At 42.1% G+C, this 20,143-nt stretch carries 21 protein-coding genes and 1 tRNA gene; 21 read left to right on the plus strand and 1 reads right to left on the minus strand.

Going from position 1 to position 20,143, the window contains the following annotated elements; translation table 11 throughout:
* Nucleotides 1-189 precede the first annotated feature (189 nt).
* The 15 genes from ACJ004_RS09915 (at nt 190) to ACJ004_RS09985 (ending at nt 13,462) form a co-directional block, all read left to right on the plus strand.
* Nucleotides 190-1,362, plus strand: a complete 1,173-nt coding sequence (locus ACJ004_RS09915) for an ATP phosphoribosyltransferase regulatory subunit (RefSeq protein ID WP_410892757.1) — start codon at nt 190-192, stop codon at nt 1,360-1,362.
* Nucleotides 1,355-1,993, plus strand: coding sequence for an ATP phosphoribosyltransferase (gene hisG, locus ACJ004_RS09920; RefSeq protein ID WP_410892758.1), 639 nt, complete (start codon nt 1,355-1,357; stop codon nt 1,991-1,993). Before ACJ004_RS09915 ends, hisG begins: the two co-directional genes overlap by 8 nt.
* Before the next feature lies 1 nt (nt 1,994).
* On the plus strand, nt 1,995-3,281 hold the full coding sequence (gene hisD, locus ACJ004_RS09925; RefSeq protein ID WP_410892759.1) for a histidinol dehydrogenase: 1,287 nt from the start codon (nt 1,995-1,997) through the stop codon (nt 3,279-3,281).
* A 22-nt stretch (nt 3,282-3,303) separates the two neighbouring features.
* The gene (hisB, locus tag ACJ004_RS09930) at nt 3,304-3,891 is read left to right on the plus strand and encodes an imidazoleglycerol-phosphate dehydratase HisB (protein ID WP_410892760.1); all 588 of its coding nucleotides are present in this window, start codon (nt 3,304-3,306) and stop codon (nt 3,889-3,891) included.
* 86 nt (nt 3,892-3,977) lie between these two features.
* Nucleotides 3,978-4,604, plus strand: a complete 627-nt coding sequence (hisH, locus tag ACJ004_RS09935) for an imidazole glycerol phosphate synthase subunit HisH (RefSeq protein WP_410893072.1) — start codon at nt 3,978-3,980, stop codon at nt 4,602-4,604.
* On the plus strand, nt 4,601-5,326 hold the full coding sequence (gene hisA, locus ACJ004_RS09940; protein WP_410892761.1) for a 1-(5-phosphoribosyl)-5-[(5-phosphoribosylamino)methylideneamino]imidazole-4-carboxamide isomerase: 726 nt from the start codon (nt 4,601-4,603) through the stop codon (nt 5,324-5,326). The genes hisH and hisA overlap by 4 nt, the downstream gene beginning before the upstream one ends.
* Nucleotides 5,323-6,084, plus strand: coding sequence for an imidazole glycerol phosphate synthase subunit HisF (gene hisF / locus ACJ004_RS09945; RefSeq protein ID WP_410892762.1), 762 nt, complete (start codon nt 5,323-5,325; stop codon nt 6,082-6,084). The genes hisA and hisF overlap by 4 nt, the downstream gene beginning before the upstream one ends.
* Nucleotides 6,081-6,698, plus strand: coding sequence for a bifunctional phosphoribosyl-AMP cyclohydrolase/phosphoribosyl-ATP diphosphatase HisIE (gene hisIE, locus ACJ004_RS09950; RefSeq protein ID WP_410892763.1), 618 nt, complete (start codon nt 6,081-6,083; stop codon nt 6,696-6,698). Before hisF ends, hisIE begins: the two co-directional genes overlap by 4 nt.
* Before the next feature lie 98 nt (nt 6,699-6,796).
* Nucleotides 6,797-8,290, plus strand: coding sequence for a tetratricopeptide repeat protein (locus tag ACJ004_RS09955; protein WP_410892764.1), 1,494 nt, complete (start codon nt 6,797-6,799; stop codon nt 8,288-8,290).
* 100 nt (nt 8,291-8,390) lie between these two features.
* Nucleotides 8,391-9,341, plus strand: a complete 951-nt coding sequence (gene trxB / locus ACJ004_RS09960) for a thioredoxin-disulfide reductase (RefSeq protein WP_410892765.1) — start codon at nt 8,391-8,393, stop codon at nt 9,339-9,341.
* A gap of 403 nt (nt 9,342-9,744) precedes the next feature.
* Nucleotides 9,745-10,203, plus strand: coding sequence for an 8-oxo-dGTP diphosphatase (locus ACJ004_RS09965; RefSeq protein WP_410892766.1), 459 nt, complete (start codon nt 9,745-9,747; stop codon nt 10,201-10,203).
* Nucleotides 10,204-10,221: 18 nt separating this feature from the next.
* Nucleotides 10,222-11,115, plus strand: a complete 894-nt coding sequence (gene rapZ, locus ACJ004_RS09970) for an RNase adapter RapZ (RefSeq protein ID WP_410892767.1) — start codon at nt 10,222-10,224, stop codon at nt 11,113-11,115.
* Complete coding sequence (locus tag ACJ004_RS09975) at nt 11,112-12,095, plus strand: gluconeogenesis factor YvcK family protein (protein WP_410892768.1); 984 nt, start codon at nt 11,112-11,114, stop codon at nt 12,093-12,095. Before rapZ ends, ACJ004_RS09975 begins: the two co-directional genes overlap by 4 nt.
* A 48-nt stretch (nt 12,096-12,143) precedes the next feature.
* Nucleotides 12,144-13,094 carry a DNA-binding protein WhiA gene (whiA, locus tag ACJ004_RS09980; protein WP_410892769.1) on the plus strand — a complete coding sequence of 317 codons (951 nt, stop codon included), beginning with the start codon at nt 12,144-12,146 and terminating at the stop codon, nt 13,092-13,094.
* Nucleotides 13,095-13,204: 110 nt separating this feature from the next.
* The gene (locus ACJ004_RS09985; protein ID WP_410892770.1) at nt 13,205-13,462 is read left to right on the plus strand and encodes an HPr family phosphocarrier protein; all 258 of its coding nucleotides are present in this window, start codon (nt 13,205-13,207) and stop codon (nt 13,460-13,462) included.
* Nucleotides 13,463-13,765: 303 nt separating this feature from the next.
* On the opposite strand, the gene clpP is transcribed toward ACJ004_RS09985, so the two are convergent.
* On the minus strand, nt 13,766-14,374 hold the full coding sequence (gene clpP, locus ACJ004_RS09990; RefSeq protein WP_410892771.1) for an ATP-dependent Clp endopeptidase proteolytic subunit ClpP: 609 nt from the start codon (nt 14,372-14,374) through the stop codon (nt 13,766-13,768).
* A gap of 204 nt (nt 14,375-14,578) precedes the next feature.
* On the opposite strand from clpP, the gene ACJ004_RS09995 reads away from it, so the two are divergent.
* The 6 genes from ACJ004_RS09995 (at nt 14,579) to ACJ004_RS10020 (ending at nt 19,945) form a co-directional block, all read left to right on the plus strand.
* Nucleotides 14,579-14,650, plus strand: a tRNA-Arg gene (locus ACJ004_RS09995).
* Nucleotides 14,651-14,793: 143 nt separating this feature from the next.
* Entirely contained in the window at nt 14,794-16,116 is a 1,323-nt protein-coding gene (gene rpoN, locus ACJ004_RS10000; protein ID WP_410892772.1) for an RNA polymerase factor sigma-54, read from the plus strand.
* Complete coding sequence (locus ACJ004_RS10005) at nt 16,113-16,394, plus strand: glutaredoxin family protein (RefSeq protein ID WP_410892773.1); 282 nt, start codon at nt 16,113-16,115, stop codon at nt 16,392-16,394. The genes rpoN and ACJ004_RS10005 overlap by 4 nt, the downstream gene beginning before the upstream one ends.
* A gap of 128 nt (nt 16,395-16,522) precedes the next feature.
* The gene (locus tag ACJ004_RS10010; RefSeq protein WP_410892774.1) at nt 16,523-17,545 is read left to right on the plus strand and encodes a sugar-binding transcriptional regulator; all 1,023 of its coding nucleotides are present in this window, start codon (nt 16,523-16,525) and stop codon (nt 17,543-17,545) included.
* A 53-nt stretch (nt 17,546-17,598) separates the two neighbouring features.
* Nucleotides 17,599-18,606, plus strand: coding sequence for a type I glyceraldehyde-3-phosphate dehydrogenase (gene gap / locus ACJ004_RS10015; RefSeq protein WP_410892775.1), 1,008 nt, complete (start codon nt 17,599-17,601; stop codon nt 18,604-18,606).
* Between the two features lie 154 nt (nt 18,607-18,760).
* Entirely contained in the window at nt 18,761-19,945 is a 1,185-nt protein-coding gene (locus ACJ004_RS10020; RefSeq protein ID WP_088089552.1) for a phosphoglycerate kinase, read from the plus strand.
* The last annotated feature ends 198 nt before the right edge of the window (nt 19,946-20,143 follow it).

Raw genomic sequence — 20,143 nt, forward strand, 5'->3', positions numbered from 1 at the left:
GAGTTTTGGCGGAATTCAATCAAGGATTGGCGGACTCCCATCCCGAAAGTTTTATATTTTTTCGTTGACGAATAATACCTCTAGGGGTAAACTAAAACTACTTTAATTCATTATCACATTAGCAGACTAAAGGATTTAGAAAATAATCATTATAATAATAAAGTAAACTAACAATAAAGGATGAGCATGATGAGTCGCTTGTTTATGTTTGAAAAGCCTTTGGGCATGAGAGACACGCTCCCAGAGTTATATGAAAAAAAACACCGTGTTCGGTCCTTAATGGAGGACACCATTAAACGTTGGGGCTGCCAATTTATTGAAACCCCCACACTTGAATATTATGAAACAGTTGGATCGGCATCGGCCATTCAAGATGCCCAGTTGTTTCGATTACTCGACAAACAAGGGCATACGTTGGTATTAAGACCTGACATGACAGCACCGATCGCCCGTGTCGCAGCATCAAAACTTTTGCAGGACGATATGCCGCTTCGGTTAGCATACTCCGCCAACGTTTTTCGTGCACAGCAGCGTGAAGGAGGCAGGCCAGCTGAATTTGAACAAATCGGCGTGGAATGCTTGAATGATGAAACCGTATCGTGCGATGGCGAGGTCATTTCCTTGCTCATTTCTTCCTTGAAAAAAGCGGGATTATCGGAGTTCCAAGTATCGATTGGCCATATTGGCTTTGCCCAGGAATTATTCTTACAAATCCTCGGGACAGATGAACGGGCTAATTCGTTAAGAAGATTTTTATATGAGAAAAATTATGTTGGCTACCGCGAGCATGTGAACTCATTATCCCTATCATCAATTGATAAACAAAGACTCCTTCAATTCCTCGATTTAAGGGGAGGAGTCGAGGTAATCGGTAAGGCATTCGATTTGATTGAAAATGAACAAGGCAAGTTAGCTCTTCTGCAGCTAAAGGAATTATGGGATTGTCTAAATGACTATGGGGTAGAGGATCAAGTGAAATTTGATTTTACGATCGTCAGCCATATGAGCTACTATTCAGGGATTTTATTTGAAGTATATGCAGGGAATGTCGGCTTTCCGATCGGAAATGGCGGTCGGTACAGCTTAATTGAGAAGTTTGGAAAAAATGCAAGTGCCACCGGGTTTGGGGTGCATCTCGATCGACTTCTAGAGGCCCTCGGCAACTACGAACTCGAAAATGAGGTTACCTGTATCTTTTTCAGCCAAGAGCGCCGGAAGGAAGCCTTTCAATTAGCTGAAAAGATGCATGAACAAGGGAAGCGGACCGTGCTTCAGGATATTAATGGTGTCAAAAATCTCGATGCCTATACAAAGAAATTTGCGGATACTACCTACTTACTCGGAGGGCGTGCCGATGAATAATATACTAACGATTGCTATGCCAAAGGGGCGGATTTTTGAAGAAGCGGTTGAATTGCTCAGAAAAGCCGGTTATCAGCTTCCGCCGGAATTTGATGATTCTCGGAAATTAATTATTGAGGTTGAAAATGAGGGTCTCCGCTTTATTTTAGCAAAGCCGACAGACGTTCCGACCTATGTTGAGCATGGGGTTGCCGACATCGGGATTGCAGGAAAAGATGTCATGCTCGAGGAGGAGCGTGATGTTTATGAACTCCTCGATTTACGAATTAGCGCTTGTTATCTAGCGGTAGCTGGACTTCCTGGAACAAAAATGAATGATGTGGCACCTCGAGTGGCAACGAAATATCCAAATGTGGCGGAAGCCTATTTTCGGGAACAGGGAGAACAAGTTGAAATTATCAAATTAAACGGTTCGATTGAACTGGCCCCAATCATCGGTCTATCGGACCGAATTGTCGATATTGTCTCGACCGGTCGGACGATGAGGGAAAATGGCCTCGTCGAGTACGAAAGAATTGTGGATGTCACTTCCCGTCTCATTGTGAATCCTGTTAGTTACCGAATCAAGGACAATAAGATTGATGAACTGGTCACGCGGCTGAGTAAAGTCGTCTCTCTGGAGGTTAATTAAGATGAAGATAGTAAAAGTAAATGACCTGGTTTCGATAAAGCGATCAATTGAGTCAGGTACCTCTGAGCAGGTAGAGGTGGTCAAAGAAATTATTGGAGCGATCCGCACACGTGGCGACGGGGCATTACGTGAATATACGGAGAAATTCGACCGCGTTCACTTAGCTTCATTTTCCGTCACCGAAAATGAAATAGAGGCTGCCTACGAGCAGGTAGATGAGCGTTTTATATCCATTGTTCGGGAAGCAGCGGAAAATATTCGCTCGTTCCATGAAAAGCAGCTGCGGCCGTCATGGATGACGACCGACGAGAATGGAACGGTTTTAGGTCAAAAGATTACACCGCTCGATTCAGTCGGGGTATATGTGCCGGGTGGAACAGCCGCCTACCCATCCTCTGTTCTGATGAACGTCCTTCCAGCCAAAGTAGCCGGGGTGAAGCGGATTGTAATGGTGTCTCCACCGGACGACCAAGGCCAGTTACCGGCTACTGTCCTTGTCGCTGCGAAAGAAGCAGGCGTTAAAGAAATTTATAAGGTCGGCGGGGCCCAAGCGATCGCGGCACTTGCTTATGGAACCGAATCAATTAACTCCGTTGATAAAATTACTGGTCCCGGAAATATTTTTGTGGCGTTGGCAAAACGAGAGGTTTTCGGGGATGTCGACATTGATATGATTGCTGGTCCAAGCGAGATTGCGATTTTAGCAGATGAAACGGCAAGAGCAGATGAGGTAGCAGCAGACCTATTATCACAGGCTGAGCACGATCCGCGCGCCTGCAGTGTCCTAGTCACACCATCGAGTGTCTTGGCGGAAGCAGTTGCTGATGAAGTCGCAAAGCAGCTAGAACTGCTGCCACGAAAAGACATCGCCTCCCGCTCGATTGTGGATTATGGTGCCATTTACATAACGGAAACCATCGAAGAGGCCATCGAAACCGTTAACCAATTAGCTCCAGAGCATTTAGAAATAATCACCGAAAATGCGATTGAACTCCTTGGGAAAATTCGACACGCAGGAGCCATTTTTGTCGGCCGTTATAGCTCAGAGCCGGTTGGTGACTATTTTGCTGGTCCTAACCACGTTCTTCCGACCAACGGGACGGCCCGTTTTTCAAGCCCGCTGAATGTGGACGATTTTCAGAAAAAATCAAGTGTGATTATTTACAGCCAAAAGGCGATGGAGGAAAATGGAGCGAAGATTGCTGAGTTTGCCCGGAAGGAAGGACTAGAGGCCCATGCACGGGCAGTTGAATGCCGATTAAAGAACGACGGGAAATTATCGTACTGACAATATATAGGGGGACCCTTTCATGGAAAGAATCGCAAGTATTGAACGGAACACAAATGAAACACAAATTCAATTAACCTTAGATGTAGATGGAGACGGTCAGTCTAAGCTAGAAACGGGTGTACCGTTTATGACCCATATGCTTGATTTATTTACAAAACATGGACAATTCAATCTGACAGTGAATGCGAACGGGGATACAGAGGTCGACGATCACCATACAACGGAAGATATCGGTATTTGTCTTGGACAGGCGTTGCGTGAAGCATTGGGTGACAAACGGGGGATTAAGCGCTATGGGAATGCTTTTGTACCGATGGATGAAGCGTTGGCACAGGTTGTGGTTGACCTTAGTAATCGTCCGCATCTGGAAATGCGTGCTGAGTTCCCAGGACAAAAGGTGGGCACATTTGATACCGAGCTGGTGCATGAATTTTTATGGAAACTTGCGCTAGAGGCACGGATGAATCTCCATGTCATCGTCCATTATGGAAAAAATACACACCATATGATCGAAGCCGTCTTTAAAGCACTCGGACGTGCCTTAGATGAAGCCACAACCATCGACCCGCGCATCAAAGGCGTTCCATCAACAAAAGGAATGCTATAGAAGGAGTAATGGTGTCAGGCACCATGTGAAAAACATAACGAATGGGTGTCAGGCACCATAAAAGGCACCGTGAAAGGATGTTAGAAATGATTGGCATTGTTGACTATGGAATGGGAAATCTGTTTAGTGTTAGCAAGGCGTTGGAACGGCTGGGCGCAGAGTATTTTATTTCCGCGGACAAAGGGCAGCTGCTAGCTGCGGATGCATTGCTTCTTCCTGGTGTCGGCTCCTTTCGTGATGCGATGGAACGGTTGCCAGTGGAGACGATCAAGGAATTTGTGGCATCAGGCAAACCGCTTCTTGGCATCTGCCTTGGCATGCAGCTGTTGTTTGAAAATAGTGAGGAAAATGGACCGACCAAAGGTTTAGGATTGTTACCAGGCAGTGTTCGCCGTTTTCCAGGAAAAACACCTGAAGGGCAGACTTACAAAGTTCCACACATGGGCTGGAATCGGCTTGAATTTGTTCAAGCATCGCCGTTGTTGAATAATTTGGAAGAGGATTATGTCTATTTCGTGCATTCCTATTATGTGAATGCGGAGAACTCAGACGTGTTATTGGCCAAGGCTAATTATAACGAACAAGTATCTGCTGTTGTGGGCAGAAATAATATTTTTGGGATGCAGTTTCATCCGGAAAAAAGCAGCAAGCTGGGCATGGCCCTTTTAGCGAATTTTTTACAAATGGTGGAGGAAAGGAAGGCAATCCGATGAGTTTAACGATTTATCCGGCAATTGATATGCGCGGCGGCAAGTGCGTCCGACTTCTCCAAGGGGATTACGACCAAGAAACCATTTACGGGAACTCGCCGTTTGATATGGCTAAGAGTTTTGCTGAAGATGGTGCCGAATGGATCCACATGGTGGACCTTGACGGGGCGAAGGATGGCATGCGGGTGAACAATCGCTTTGTGATCGAGGCAGCGCAAAAGTTACAGGTGAAAATTCAGATTGGCGGCGGCATTCGATCAGAGGAGGATATCCTCCATTATCTTGAGAATGGTGTTAACCGCGTGATTATTGGCAGTATTGCTGTTTCCAACCCTGAATTTGCCATCGAGATGATCAAAAAATACGGCGGTAAAATTGCGGTGGGCATTGATGCCAAAAACGGCTATGTCGCGACACACGGATGGTTGGATACTTCAGAACTAAAGGCGGTCGATCTAGGCAAGCGCTTTGCAGAAGCTGGAGCAGAGACATTTATTTTCACTGATATTGCTACAGATGGGACGCTGGCTGGTCCGAATATTGACGCTGTTTGTGAAATGGCCGAAGTGACTGGGAAAAATGTAATTGCCTCCGGAGGAGTAAGCAGTTTAGCAGACTTAAAAGCAATTGCGTCTAAAGGGATCCAAGGAGCTATTGTTGGAAAAGCCCTTTATGAAAACAGGTTCACGTTAAAAGAAGCCCTGAAAGAGGGTGGGACCCAATGACATTAACAAAACGAATCATCCCATGCCTTGATGTGAAGGACGGACGGGTCGTCAAAGGGATCCAATTTGTGCAACTTCGCGATGCCGGCGATCCCGTCGAATTAGCCCGTTTTTATGATGAGCAGGGAGCCGACGAGCTTGTATTTCTAGATATCTCTGCCTCGGTGGAAGGTAGAAAAACAATGGTTGAAGTTGTAAAGGCAGTCGCTTCGGAGTTGGCGATTCCGTTTACTGTAGGTGGAGGCATTAATGCTTTGGAAGATATGAAAAGAATCCTCCGCGCCGGGGCAGATAAAGTGTCATTGAACACGGCGGCTGTCCTTCATCCGGAACTAATCAAGGAAGGTACCGATTACTTTGGATCGCAATGCATCGTTGTCGCGATTGATGCGAAATTTGATGAGGAAGTAGGAACATGGCGAGTATTTACGCACGGCGGCAGGACACCTACAGACAAACTGGTGATTGAATGGGCAGTAGAAGCAGCCCGGTTAGGTGCCGGTGAAATTTTACTGACTAGTATGGATAGTGACGGTGAGAAAAATGGCTTCGACCTCAAGCTGACGAAGGCAGTAAGTGAAGCGGTAACCATTCCAGTGATTGCCTCGGGTGGGGCCGGTAATTCGGAACATTTTGAGGAGGCATTTGTAGCCGGAAAAGCAGATGCTGCTTTGGCTGCGTCTATCTTCCACTATAAAGAGACTTCGGTTCATTTGGTAAAAAGTTATTTACGGGAAAAAGGAGTGACGGTTCGATGAATGTTCGGTTTGATGAAAAAGGGTTAGTGCCGGCAATTATCCAAGACGCTGGGACGAAAGAAGTATTAACGCTCGCTTATATGAACGAGGAGTCACTCTCCAAAACGATTGAAACGGGGGAAACATGGTTTTACAGCCGTTCTCGTCAGGAACTATGGCATAAAGGAGCAACGAGCGGTAATACCCAGACCGTTGTCAGCATCAATTATGATTGTGATCAGGATGCATTACTGGTCCTTGTTTATCCGAAAGGTCCTGCCTGCCATACCGGTGCGGTGAGCTGTTTTTCAGAACGGGGCCATTCCGGAACACCAAGTTTGGCTGATTATCAGATTTTACAATCGCTTGAAAAAGTAATCGTCGATCGTGAACGAGAGCGTCCAGAAGGGGCATACACAACCTATCTTTTTGAAAAAGGCGTCGATAAGATTTTGAAAAAGGTCGGTGAAGAAGCGGCTGAAGTGATTATTGCGGCAAAAAACCGTGACCCGGTGGAATTAAGGTGGGAGGCAGCTGATTTGCTTTATCACTTGCAGGTATTGCTTGTTGAACAAGGGCTTCCATTTATAGAAGTGTTGAAAACATTAGAAGAAAGACACAAGGACCGGTCATAAAAAAACCGGTTTTTTTAGGCTTTTTTTCAGGTACCTTCTCGAATAACTCCTAGGTGTGGTATACTACCTTAGTTATGTTAAAAAATGTGGAGGACTTCATGGGTAAAGACGCGAAAGCAAGAATGCATATGGGAAAATTATTTACATTTGTTCCTACGGGGGAATATTATTTCACGAAGGGTTTAAAGGCATTCCATCGACGTGATTTTATAAAAGCAAAAAAATATCTTGGGCGAGCGATGCAGCTTGAGCCGGGTGAACCGATGATTATATGCCAGTTGGCGATTGTGTCAACAGAACTTGGCGAGTTTGAAAATTCCAACCGACTCTTGCACCTCATCCTTGAAGAACTAGATCAAGAAATGGTGGAATGCCATTACTTTTTGGCCAATAACTATGCCCATTTGGGATTTTTTAAAGATGCTTATCACCATGCAAAACTATATTTACAGCTGGATCCAGATGGTGACTTTAGCGACGATACAGAGGAATTACTAGATGTACTTACCTTTGAGGCAGAAGATCTTGAGGACGAGTTGTATCAGCAGGATGACTTAATTGTCAAACAAGAAAAAGCTCGTGACCTGCTCGAGTCAGGATATTTTCCAAAGGCAATTGAACTATTAAAAGATGTCGTCAAGGATTATCCCGAGTACTGGTCTGCTTACAATAACTTGGCGCTTGCTTATTTTTATCTAGGAAAGACCGAAAAGGCGGAATCCATTATAGCCGATGTTTTAGAGCGGAATCCAGGGAATCTCCATGCTTTATGTAATAGGCTTGTCTTTGCATATTATCAAGGGCAAGCGAAAAATGTTGCTGGGATGATTGACACCTTAAAGAAGATTCAACCGCTTCTTAGTGAACAGCAATTTAAACTGGGTGCCTCGTTTGCTTTGGTAGGAGAATATGGCCTAGCTTATTTATGGCTGAAAAAATTATATAAGCATGGCTTTGATGGAGATGGTCCGTTTTACTACTGGCTTTCTCATTCTGCCTATTTCACAGGCAATGAAAATTTTGCGAAAAGCATCTGGAAAAAAGTGCTGGAACTTAATCCTGATAAAGAAGGCTCCGAACCATGGAATAAAGAAAATGCGTCAGCTAACGGTTTTGAAGACCTTTCAGGGTCCATTTTTCAAAAACTGGACAGCGACTATGTGGAGGAGCGCTTATTCGCTCTTTTCCTAACGACCGTTTCGAGTAAAAAAGAAGAAATCATCACCTCCAAGCGGCTGTTTCAAAATCAAAAATTTACCGCGTTGGAAAAGGAATATATCTCGTTGATTCGCTCAGGTAAACCTTCGAAGACAGCCGATGCACAGGAAGTTGCCGAGCTTTTTTATGAAACCCATCAACCGATTGGAACAATCGAGGCCGGTTTATATCTTATGTGGTTTTCTGTGTTTGTCGAGGTTTCTAAAGACAGAAATCATTTGAAAAATAAACGTGCCTGGGCGGGAGCCGTCGAGTATATGTGGCACAAACTACGCAGTGAAAAAGTATCCCAGCAAGAAGTAGCCACTCGCTATGGGATTTCCCCAGCAACCATTGGTAAATATGTAAAAATAGTGAATAACTATTTGAACTAAGCAAATTGGTGGACGATAAATCATTTGTTATATACGATTAAGTAAGGGAACAATAATCTTACTTAATCGTATTTTTTTTATATAGGGAGTGTTTTATATCATGTCTGAAGAAAAAATTTATGACGTTATTATTGCCGGTGCTGGCCCTGCGGGGATGACAGCGGCTGTTTATACATCACGAGCGAACCTTTCCACTCTTATGATTGAGCGCGGGATGCCGGGCGGACAAATGGCCAATACGGAAGACGTTGAAAACTATCCAGGCTTTGAAAGTATCTTAGGTCCGGATTTATCAACGAAGATGTTCGAGCATGCCAAAAAATTTGGTGCAGAATACGCGTATGGCGATATCAAAGAAATCATTGATCAGGGCGACCATAAAATCGTTGTTGCAGGGTCAAAACAATATAAAGCATATGCTGTCATCATCACAACAGGTGCAGAGTATAAGAAAATTGGCGTCCCAGGGGAAAAAGAACTTGGCGGCCGAGGCGTTTCCTATTGTGCGGTTTGTGATGGGGCATTCTTTAAAGAAAAAGAATTATTTGTTATTGGTGGAGGGGACTCAGCTGTGGAAGAGGGTGTCTACTTAACCCGTTTTGCTTCCAAAGTAACCATCGTCCATCGCAGAAATGAACTTCGTGCCCAAAAGATTCTTCAAGATCGTGCTTTTGCCAATGAAAAAGTTGATTTTATTTGGAATCACACGATCAAGGCAATCAATGATAAAGATGGCAAAGTGGGAAGTGTAACGCTCGTTTCTACCGAAAATGGTGAAGAGCAAGTATTACCGGCTGACGGCGTCTTTATCTATATCGGAATGGTCCCTCTTTCTAAACCATTTATGAATCTTGGAATTACCAATGAAAATGGGTATATCGAAACCAATGACCGGATGGAGACAAAGGTTCGGGGAATTTATGCAGCTGGTGATATTCGTGAAAAAACATTGCGCCAGATTGTCACTGCCACTGGAGATGGCAGTATTGCTGCCCAAAGTGCCCAGCATTATATTGAAGAACTTAAAGAAGGCTTAAAACAAAAAAGATAAAGATTGCCGTTGGAAACTGTTTTTTGAAAACGTAACTCTGTTTTAATTCTTCTGTAACAATCGTGCAATATAGTTGCGGTATGATATAAATAGTAATTGACCCCCTTTAAAAATATATTTGTTTTATGCACAGGCCCGTAGCCTGTGCTATTTTTTTGGTTCAGCCTGATCGTTCCTGATTTTGTTAAAAAGTATGTTAGCTATAGTAACAAGGTGAAATAATTAACACAAATATCAAATTTGTATTCATTGTGACTGTATCCCAAAAATAGTATAATGATAAGAATGAATGTAAAGGTATTGTAGGATATATAGCCATGCCTCAAAAAGACCTTGTTCTAAAAACCGCAAGATCCTAAGGCGAGCTGTTACATTACATATGCTTGATAAGAGGGTGAATGTTGTGCAACGAGTCACCAATTGTGTATTGATAAGAGACGAAAAAATATTGTTACTGCAAAAGCCACGCCGTGGCTGGTGGGTTGCTCCTGGTGGGAAAATGGAGCCGGGCGAATCGGTTCGAGACTCTTGCATCAGAGAGTACCGTGAGGAAACGGGCATTTATTTGAAAAATCCACAATTAAAAGGGATTTTTACAATGATTATGAAAGAAAATGACCAGCTCCTTTCGGAATGGATGATGTTTACTTTTGTAGCAAACGATTCAGACGGTATTGATTTAGACGAATCTGAAGAAGGTAAGCTGGAGTGGCAAAAGATTGACCAATTAAAAAAATTGCCAATGGCTGCTGGAGATTATCATATTCTTGATTATATGATTCACGGAAAAGGAATCATTTACGGTACTTTTACTTATACAAAAGACTTTCAACTAATCAGTTACCGATTAGATCCAAGCTAACTATAGGGGGAATTAAAAATGAGTACCGGTGCGGTAAATGACGTACAAATGGTAATTATTACAGGAATGTCTGGTGCGGGTAAAACTGTAGCCATTCAAAGTTTTGAAGATTTAGGGTTCTTCTGTGTCGATAATTTGCCTCCAACCTTACTTCCAAAATTCCTTGAACTAATGAAGGAATCGGGGAATAAGATGAATAAAGTCGCCCTCGTGATGGACCTGCGCGGCAGAGAATTCTTTGATCATCTCTTTAAAGCATTAGATGAACTGGCAGAAACATCTTGGGTGACACCGCAAATCTTATTTTTAGATGCGGATGATTCCACATTAGTACGTAGATATAAAGAAACAAGGCGGTCGCATCCGCTTGCACAAACAGGTCTGCCGTTAGAAGGAATAACGCTAGAGCGTGAGCTTCTTGAAGAACTAAAAGGCAGGGCTCAACTGATATACAATACTTCCCAGATGAAACCACGGGAGCTTCGTGAGAAAATATTAACGGAATTTACGGCGAATAAACAATCAATCTTCACTGTCAATGTCATGTCATTCGGCTTTAAATATGGAATTCCTATTGATGCAGATTTAGTGTTTGATGTACGCTTCTTGCCAAATCCTCATTATATCGATCATATGAGACCTAAAACAGGACTTGATGAAGATGTTTCTAGCTATGTATTAAAATGGAATGAAACGCATAAGTTCTTGGAAAAGGTAACCGACCTGCTATCCTTCATGCTTCCGCATTATAAACGAGAAGGTAAAGCGCAGCTGGTTATTGCGATTGGCTGTACAGGTGGACAGCATCGTTCGGTAACACTAGCTGAGTATCTTGGTGAATTTTTTCAAAAGGACTACAAGACATGTATTTCTCATCGTGACATTGAGAGGAGAAAGGAAAAAACAACATGAGCATTTACGGACAGCCACGAATTGTCGTCATTGGCGGGGGAACAGGATTGCCAGTTTTATTGCGTGGATTAAAGCAGTTTCCTGTGGATATTACCGCCATTGTGACAGTCGCGGATGACGGCGGCAGCTCAGGACGTTTGCGTGAGGATTTGCATATTCCTCCTCCTGGTGACATCCGCAATGTGTTAGCATCATTATCGGATGTAGAACCGCTCGTTGAGGAAATGTTTCAGCATCGATTTAAAACATCGAATGAACTTTCCGGACATTCGCTTGGAAATTTAATTTTGGCAGCTATGACCTCGATCACGGGGAATTTTGTTCACGCCATTCAGGAAATGAGTAAGATTTTAAATGTTCACGGCAAAGTCCTTCCAGCAGCAAATCAAAGTGTTGTTCTCCATGCTGAAATGGAAGACGGGACGATTGTCTCAGGGGAATCAAAAATTCCTTACTCCGGTAAAAGAATTAAAAAGGTGTTTATGACACCGGAAAAAATTCGTCCATTACCAGAGACCCTTCAAGCCATCCGTCAGGCTGATTTAATCATCATCGGGCCAGGAAGCTTATATACAAGCATTTTGCCTAATCTGCTGGTTCCAAAAATCGGGGATGAACTGTGCCGATCACATGCCAAAAAGGTCTATATCTGTAATTTAATGACTCAGGCTGGAGAAACACATGGTTTTTCAGCAAGCGATCATGTAAAAGCGCTCTATGATCATATGAGCTGTGCTTTTATCAATACAATCCTTGTTAACAATGAAGAAATCCCACAGGACATCCAGCTTCGCTATAATGAAGAGTTGGCAGACCCTGTTGTCTACGATTTGCAGCGGCTGTTTGAATTAGGGCTTGAAGTGGTTCATGCGGATATTGCTTATCAAGAAAATGGGGCATTAAGGCATGACCCGAAAAAAGTCGCAAAAATTTTATATAATTTGCTTTTAGATGAAACCAAAAAGCGTTATGAAACGTAAATATAGTACTTATTAAAAAAACACATTGTTTTTTTAGGGGGTGAAGGGATGTCTTTCGCTTCGGAAACGAAAAAGGAATTAACTAACTTAGAAGTGAAAACGTGCTGCATTCAAGCAGAGCTGTCGGCTCTCATTCGGATGAATGGTTCCCTTTCATTCTCAAATCGTAAGTTAGTTGTTGATATTCAAACCGAAAATGCTGCGATTGCCAGAAGAATTTATACATTAATAAAAAAGAGTTACGACGTCCAAGTAGAGTTGCTTGTGCGGAAAAAGATGCGTTTGAAAAAAAACAACGTCTATATTGTCCGCTTATCCCAGCAGGCTAAGGAAATTCTCGAGGATACAAAAATTATCGGTGAGGGTTTTACCATCATTCATGATATTTCGCAGGAACTTGTGAAAAAGAAATGTTGTAAGCGTTCTTATCTGCGCGGTGCATTTCTAGCGGGTGGATCCGTCAATAATCCTGAAACATCTTCTTATCATTTAGAAATTTTTTCGCTCTATAAAGAACACAATGATTCTTTATGCGAATTAATGAATACATTTGGACTGAATAGTAAAACACTTGAACGCAAAAAAGGCTATATTACCTATTTAAAAGAAGCGGAGAAAATCACCGAGTTCTTAAATATCGTCGGTGCTCATAACGCCTTGCTCCGCTTCGAAGATGTTCGAATTGTTCGTGATATGCGCAATTCAGTTAATCGGCTTGTAAACTGTGAAACCGCCAATCTTAATAAAACGATTGGTGCTTCGATTAGGCAGGTCGAGAATATTCGCTACATCAATCAAACGGTTGGTCTGCAAATTTTACCTGAAAAATTAAGAGAAATTGCAGAACTCCGCTTAAATTATACAGATGTGACCCTTAAAGAATTGGGCGAAATGGTTTCTGGTGGTGCCATCAGTAAATCTGGAATTAATCATCGTTTAAGAAAAATTGATGCAATCGCAGAAAAGCTTCGTGCAGGGGATATAGTTATAAAAGAATAAAACAATTCTCAAGCAGCTAAACATGTGAAAGCCATAACATGTGCTCGCAACCAAATATTGTGAACAAAAACTAATAAAAATAGAGAATAAACATGAGGAGGAATTGTGTAATGTTAGTGAAACAAGTAGAAGTAAAATTAAAAACTGGCCTTCAAGCACGGCCTGCCGCTCTTTTTGTCCAAGAAGCCAACCGGTTTACAGCGGATATTTTCCTTGAAAAGGACGGAAAGAAAGTGAATGCGAAAAGCATTATGGGCTTAATGAGTCTTGCAGTTGGCTCGGGTGTCATGATTGATATCGTTGCAGATGGCGAGGATGAAGCTTCTGCCATTGAAGCATTAGCTGATTTTATCCAGAAAGAACATTAATTATTTACGACCGGCTCCAATTTGGAACCGGTCGTTTCGATTTTAAATGGCTCTTTTCTAAAAGATTGTTGCTTCAGATTATGTTCAAATTGTAATTGCCAGTATTACGGACATTTCGTGATGTGACTTAGCGAGTTTTGTCCGTAAGAACCGGTATTACGGACATTTCGTGATGTGGCATAGCGAGTTTTGTCCGTAAGAACTGAAGCAGCACAAAACGTTCACTCAGAATTAAGTTTGATTACGAAAACAGCCATTAAAAAAAGCAACCGGTCAATGCCGATTGCTTTTACTGTTATTTACTTATTTATTTTTCTTCTCATCATCAATTAGATTACGTGTGATGATATGGTCGATTAGACCATATTCTTTTGCACGGTCAGCCGTCATGAAATTATCGCGGTCAGTATCTTTAGCGATTACTTCAAGGGACTGTCCAGTACGTTCTGCAAGAATACCATTTAATTTTTCGCGAAGGAAGAGAATGCGTTTGGCAGCAATCTCGATTTCAGTTGCTTGTCCTTGGGCACCGCCTAGTGGTTGGTGAATCATAACCTCAGCATTTGGAAGGGCATAACGCTTGCCTTTTTCCCCAGCTGCAAGTAAGAATGCACCCATGGATGCAGCCATACCAATACAAATCGTTTGAACCTTTGGTTTGATGAATTGCATCGTATCATAAATCGCCATACCAGCTGTGATGCTGCCGCCTGGGCTGTTGATATATAAAGAAATATCTTTTTCTGGGTTATCCGCTTCAAGGAATAATAATTGTGCTACAATGCTGTTAGCCACATGATCATCGATGGCACTTCCCAACATAATAATCCGGTCTTTTAACAGACGGGAGTAAATGTCATACGCACGCTCGCCCCGGTTTGTTTGTTCAATTACTGTAGGGATTAAATTCATTTTTCTTCCTCCTTTGATTGTAAAGGTAATAGTAATATGTATTGTTATCATACACTGATGGTCAATAAAGGTCAAACCATTTGGCTTTAAAAATGTTCGACAACTTTCCCTAATCCATCATATCCAATCTTGACGATTTTAAACCAAATCACATGCTTGCAAAGTTAAAGAAACTGGCATATAATATGTAAGTCGCTAATATTTGCGCTCGTGGTGCAACGGATAGCACGCAAGCCTCCGAAGCTTGAAATGCAGGTTCGATTCCTGCCGAGCGCATCTTCAAAGCCTCCTGTTTATTGTAACAGGAGGCTTTTTATTTGATAAAACAGCCTCCTATGGTGTCACATAACTCACAGTTTATCATTTTCCATTCCCGAATTTCCTTCCATCGTGTAAAATAGACTACAGGGGGGATACGAATGAACTTAAAGGCCGGTTTATGGCAACAACAGACATTAAAATTGGCGATGACTCAGGAGTTATCGCAGGCCATTGCATTATTGCAGTACTCTGCTCATGAGTTAACTGCTTTTTTAGAAGATAAGGCACTTGAAAATCCCCTATTGCAGATTGAAAATAGCAATATTAAACCAATGAATCCATTGATTGACCGCAATCGTCGGAAACATCAAAAGGCGGAAAAGGACTGGATTGAGCAAATTGCTGATAAACCTTTTTCACTTGAAGATTATCTACTTTCTCAATTAAAAATTACAAATTTATCGGTGGAGCAGTTGAATGTCATTCGCCACCTTATCCAAAATTTAGATGAAAACGGTTACTTTGGTGGAGACCTTAATGAAATTGCTGATAAGCTAAGAGTAACAGAAGAGCTAGTTGAAGAATGCTTAGCGATTATCCAAACACTGGAGCCAGCGGGGATTGGTGCAAGAAATCTGCAAGAGTGCCTATTGATGCAAATCTATTATCTAGATCCAAATAATGAATTAGCACAAAAGATTGTCTCTGAATATTTCATTCCCTTCGCCGAAAAGAAGTGGAAGCCAATTGCAAAAGAACTGAAAATAACTCTTAAGGATATCCAAGATATTTTCGACCAAATTCAATCCTTAAACCCCAAGCCAGGAACTTTATTAGGGAAAGAAGCAACGACGTATATCATTCCGGATGCCATCGTCGAGCAATCAAGCGAGGGACTAACCGTCAGGATGTCTGATGAATCGCTGCCAAGGATTAGCCTTAATGAGCAGTATTATAATAAATTTAAAGATCAAGACCAACAGGTAAGCCGCTTCCTGCAGGATAAACTCCAGGATTACCAGTGGATTCAAAAAAGTATTGAACAACGTAAAGAAACTTTAACTAAGGTGATTGCAAAAATTATTGAAAAGCAGGCTGCATTTTTTCAAAAAGGGTCACAATATTTAGTACCGATGACCATGAAGGAAATTGCCGGAGAACTTGAAATCCATGAATCCACAGTCAGCCGGGCGGTTCGAGAAAAATATGTGCAAACACCAATTGGGACGTTTTCGTTAAAGTCTTTTTTTACAAGTACGATTCAAACCACTTCAGAGGATGAAAATACCTCATCCACACAAGTAAAGAAGAAAATTGCGACTTTAATAGAAAAAGAGAATAAACAAAAACCGCTTTCTGATCAAGAAATTGTCGAACATTTAAAAATAGAGGAAGGTATGGTGGTTTCAAGAAGGACGATTGCTAAGTACCGGGATCAATTGGGAATTCCCTCCTCTTCGAAAAGAAAAAGGTTTGAATGAAAGGAACAAAAACGATGGATCAAACAACAATCACATTATATACAAGGAAAAGCTGCCCGCTATGTGACAAGGCAAAGTCTACACTTCTGGAGCTAAACAAAGACTGGGAGTTTACCTTAGAAGAAATTGATATTGAATCCAGTGATGAATTAACCGAACAATATGGTTTGATGATCCCAGTTGTTTATATTGACGGAGTAGAAGCAGGATTCGGTGTAATTAACAAATTTGACATAAGTAACCGTTTGCATGAAAAAAAAGCCAATTTTAATAGTTGAAATAGATTTTCACTCCTGTTACAATGAAAAACGTAGCAGGGATGATTTTTTTTGAATGTAGCGGGACATAATATGTCTATGGTGGACATTTTTAGACCAACTACATATAATAAAGGAGCATGAGATTCATGCAGTCATTAATCGATATCCAAAAAAGATTATTACCCGACCTCCTGCAGGTCCTACAGAAGAGATATTCTATCCTAAGGTACATTGGTTTTATGCAGCCGGTAGGAAGACGGAGTTTAGCAGTCAGTCTCGGGTATACCGAAAGAGTCCTTCGCGGTGAAGTTGATTTCCTAAGGGAGCAAGATTTAATTTACACGAATAATGTGGGAATGAGTTTAACGCCTGAAGGGAAAAATTTGCTTGAAGACTTGGAAGGCTTTATGCGTGAGTTAAAGGGTATTGATGTGATGGAGTTGGAATTGAAGCACAAGCTGGGCATTAAAAAGGCCATCATTGTACCTGGCAATAGTGATGAATCGCCCATGGTAAAAGGTGAACTTGGCAAGGCAAGTGCTATTTGCATGAAAAAGCTTCTCAGCGGAAAAAATATCATTGCTGTAACTGGCGGTTCAACGATGGCTGCTGTCGCCGAAAGACTATCACCAGAGATTACCCAAAAGGAATTACTGTTTGTACCAGCAAGAGGCGGAGTAGGTGAGGATGTTCAAAATCAGGCAAATACGATTTGTTCGATTATGTCCAGAAACACCCAATCCAAACATCGAGTGTTCTATGTTCCTGATCAGGTCAGTACAGATATCTACGAATCGCTTATCAGAGAACCTGACATTCATGAAGTATTAAAACTAATTAAATCAGCTAGCATGGTTCTTCATGGAATTGGAGATGCTATCACAATGGCTGAACGGCGAAAAACCAACCCTGAGATTCTAAGTATGCTTGAAAGCAGCAAAGCTGTGGGTGAAGCTTTTGGCTATTATTTTAATGAACAAGGTGAAATTGTTCACAAGGTATTAACGATTGGCCTGCAGTTAGAAGATCTGGTTGGCATTCCTAATGTCATCGCGGTTGCAGGCGGGACTTCCAAGGCTAAGGCTATCAAGGCATACTTAAAACAAGCACCAGCATCGACGATTTTAATCACAGATGAAGGTGCAGCGAGAAAGTTATTAAAAGGGTAAATCCTTTTTAAAAATAAAAAACATCCTTACCCAATTAAAGGAGGAAATTTATCATGTCAGTAAAAGTTGGTATTAATGGATTTGGACGTATCGGTCGTAACGTTTTTCGTGCGGCTTTAGGAAATAGCACTGTGGAAATCGTTGCAATTAATGACTTAACTGATGCAAATATGCTTGCACATCTTCTAAAATATGATACTGTTCACGGGACTCTACAAGAAGATGTTACTGTTGATGGCGAATACCTAGTAGTTGGCGGACACAAAGTGAAAGTTCTTGCAGAACGCGATCCTGCACAATTAGGCTGGGGCGATCTTGGCGTGGACGTAGTTGTTGAATCTACAGGCCGTTTCACCAAACGTGAAGATGCTGCGAAACATCTTGAAGCAGGCGCTAAAAAAGTAATTATCTCTGCACCAGCATCTAACGAAGATATCACAATCGTAATGGGTGTTAACGAAGACAAATATGATGCAAATAACCACCATGTTATTTCAAACGCTTCTTGTACTACAAACTGTCTAGCTCCGTTTGCAAAAGTATTAAATGATACTTTTGGAATCAAACGCGGTATGATGACAACTATTCACTCATACACAAATGACCAACAAATTCTTGACTTGCCGCACAAAGACTACCGTCGTGCACGTGCAGCAGCTGAAAACATGATTCCAACTTCAACTGGTGCTGCAAAAGCAGTTGCGCTTGTTTTACCAGAACTTAAGGGTAAATTAAACGGTATGGCTATTCGCGTTCCAACACCGAACGTTTCTGTTGTTGACTTAGTAGCAGAATTAGACAGAGAAGTAACAGCTGATGAAGTTAACTCTGCATTAAAAGCAGCTGCAGAAGGCCCATTAAAAGGTATTCTAGCATACAGTGAACTTCCATTAGTTTCTACTGATTACAACGGAGCTAAAGTTTCTTCGACAATCGATGCATTATCAACAATGGTTCTTGAAGGCAACATGGTAAAAGTATTATCTTGGTACGATAACGAAGTTGGTTACTCTAACCGCGTTGTTGACCTTGTTGACTACCTTGCACAAAAAGGACTTTAATATATCGGAACGGACGATGATTGGTTTTCAATCATAAGAAGTTGAACATTACAAAGGTTTTCCAAAGGGGAGCGGGGAGTATATGCCCCCCTCCCCTTTTTTTACTGATTTTAGATAATTCATTTTCTTCATACCAAACTTTCGGAGGTCCTTTATGAATAAGAAAACTCTCAAAGATGTCGATGTAAAAGGTAAACGCGTATTTTGCCGAGTGGATTTTAACGTTCCTATGCAGGATGGTGAAATTACGGACGACACGCGGATTCGTGCGGCATTGCCAACGATTCAATACTTAGTGGAACAAGGTGCGAAGGTGATTTTAGCCAGCCACTTCGGCCGTCCAAAAGGAAAAGTAGTCGAAGAAATGCGCTTAACTCCAGCCGGTGTCAGACTATCTGAACTGCTTGGTAAAGACGTAAAGAAGGCAGATGAAGCCTATGGTGATTCTGTAAACGCGTTGATTGAAACAATGACGGAAGGCGATGTCCTGTTGCTTGAAAATGTCCGTTTCTATCCGGGCGAGGAAAAGAATGATCCTGAGTTGGCGAAATCATTTGCCGAGTTAGCTGATGTTTATGTAAATGATGCATTTGGTGCAGCACACCGTGCTCATGCTTCAACTGAAGGTATTGCTCATATTCTGCCAGCTGTTTCAGGTCTTTTAATGGAAAAAGAACTTGATGTACTTGGTAAAGCACTTTCTAATCCGGAACGCCCATTTACAGCGATCATCGGTGGAGCCAAAGTAAAGGACAAGATTGGTGTTATTGAAAATCTTTTAGAATTAGTCGATAACTTAATTATTGGCGGCGGTCTTGCTTATACATTTGTCAAAGCACAGGGCCATGAAGTGGGAAAATCACTTCTTGAAGCAGACAAAATTGATCTTGCAAAATCGTTTATTGAAAAAGCTAAGGCAAAGGGTGTTAATTTCTATATGCCTGTTGATGCCATCGTTGCAGATGATTTCTCTGCAGACGCTAATTCCAAAGTAGTTGCGATTGAGGAAATTCCTGCTGATTGGGAAGCACTTGATATTGGGCCGAAAACAGCTGAGATCTATCGTGACGTCATTCAAAAATCAAAACTAGTGATTTGGAATGGACCAATGGGTGTATTTGAAATTGATAAGTTTGCTAACGGCACTAAAGCGGTGGCCGAAGCACTTGCTGAAGCAGAAGGTACATATTCAGTTATTGGCGGTGGAGACTCAGCAGCAGCTGTTGAAAAATTCAATTTAGCAGACAAAATGAGCCACATCTCCACAGGAGGCGGCGCTTCCCTTGAATTTATGGAAGGTAAAGCCCTGCCAGGCGTAGTGGCCTTGAACGATAAATAATTTTTTAAATAATAGCCTGTATTAATGGTTATTCTTGATTTTACCACACTGTTGATTGGAGCGGAAGGCGCGAAGACTCCAGCGGGAGTACGGGGCAGGGGAGACCCCGCAGGCGCTAAAAGCGCCGAGGAGGCTCCCCGGCACGCCCGCGGAAAGCGAAGCGCCTGGAGCGGAAAGCAACAGGCAAGTTTAATAGAG

Source organism: Neobacillus sp. 204 (assembly GCF_046562815.1).
Classification (GTDB): Bacteria; Bacillota; Bacilli; order Bacillales; family Cytobacillaceae; genus Neobacillus.

Bases quoted from the DNA above. Each gene is read 5' to 3' on its own strand.
- ACJ004_RS09915 (WP_410892757.1), top strand. From the start codon at position 190: ATGAGTCGCTTGTTTATGTTTGAAAAGCCTTTGGGCATGAGAGACACG.
- hisG (WP_410892758.1), top strand. From the start codon at position 1,355: ATGAATAATATACTAACGATTGCTATGCCAAAGGGGCGGATTTTTGAA.
- hisD (WP_410892759.1), top strand. From the start codon at position 1,995: ATGAAGATAGTAAAAGTAAATGACCTGGTTTCGATAAAGCGATCAATT.
- hisB (WP_410892760.1), top strand. From the start codon at position 3,304: ATGGAAAGAATCGCAAGTATTGAACGGAACACAAATGAAACACAAATT.
- hisH (WP_410893072.1), top strand. From the start codon at position 3,978: ATGATTGGCATTGTTGACTATGGAATGGGAAATCTGTTTAGTGTTAGC.
- hisA (WP_410892761.1), top strand. From the start codon at position 4,601: ATGAGTTTAACGATTTATCCGGCAATTGATATGCGCGGCGGCAAGTGC.
- hisF (WP_410892762.1), top strand. From the start codon at position 5,323: ATGACATTAACAAAACGAATCATCCCATGCCTTGATGTGAAGGACGGA.
- hisIE (WP_410892763.1), top strand. From the start codon at position 6,081: ATGAATGTTCGGTTTGATGAAAAAGGGTTAGTGCCGGCAATTATCCAA.
- ACJ004_RS09955 (WP_410892764.1), top strand. From the start codon at position 6,797: ATGGGTAAAGACGCGAAAGCAAGAATGCATATGGGAAAATTATTTACA.
- trxB (WP_410892765.1), top strand. From the start codon at position 8,391: ATGTCTGAAGAAAAAATTTATGACGTTATTATTGCCGGTGCTGGCCCT.
- rapZ (WP_410892767.1), top strand. From the start codon at position 10,222: ATGAGTACCGGTGCGGTAAATGACGTACAAATGGTAATTATTACAGGA.
- ACJ004_RS09975 (WP_410892768.1), top strand. From the start codon at position 11,112: ATGAGCATTTACGGACAGCCACGAATTGTCGTCATTGGCGGGGGAACA.
- whiA (WP_410892769.1), top strand. From the start codon at position 12,144: ATGTCTTTCGCTTCGGAAACGAAAAAGGAATTAACTAACTTAGAAGTG.
- ACJ004_RS09985 (WP_410892770.1), top strand. From the start codon at position 13,205: ATGTTAGTGAAACAAGTAGAAGTAAAATTAAAAACTGGCCTTCAAGCA.
- clpP (WP_410892771.1), bottom strand. From the start codon at position 14,374: ATGAATTTAATCCCTACAGTAATTGAACAAACAAACCGGGGCGAGCGT.
- rpoN (WP_410892772.1), top strand. From the start codon at position 14,794: ATGAACTTAAAGGCCGGTTTATGGCAACAACAGACATTAAAATTGGCG.
- ACJ004_RS10005 (WP_410892773.1), top strand. From the start codon at position 16,113: ATGAAAGGAACAAAAACGATGGATCAAACAACAATCACATTATATACA.
- ACJ004_RS10010 (WP_410892774.1), top strand. From the start codon at position 16,523: ATGCAGTCATTAATCGATATCCAAAAAAGATTATTACCCGACCTCCTG.
- gap (WP_410892775.1), top strand. From the start codon at position 17,599: ATGTCAGTAAAAGTTGGTATTAATGGATTTGGACGTATCGGTCGTAAC.
- ACJ004_RS10020 (WP_088089552.1), top strand. From the start codon at position 18,761: ATGAATAAGAAAACTCTCAAAGATGTCGATGTAAAAGGTAAACGCGTA.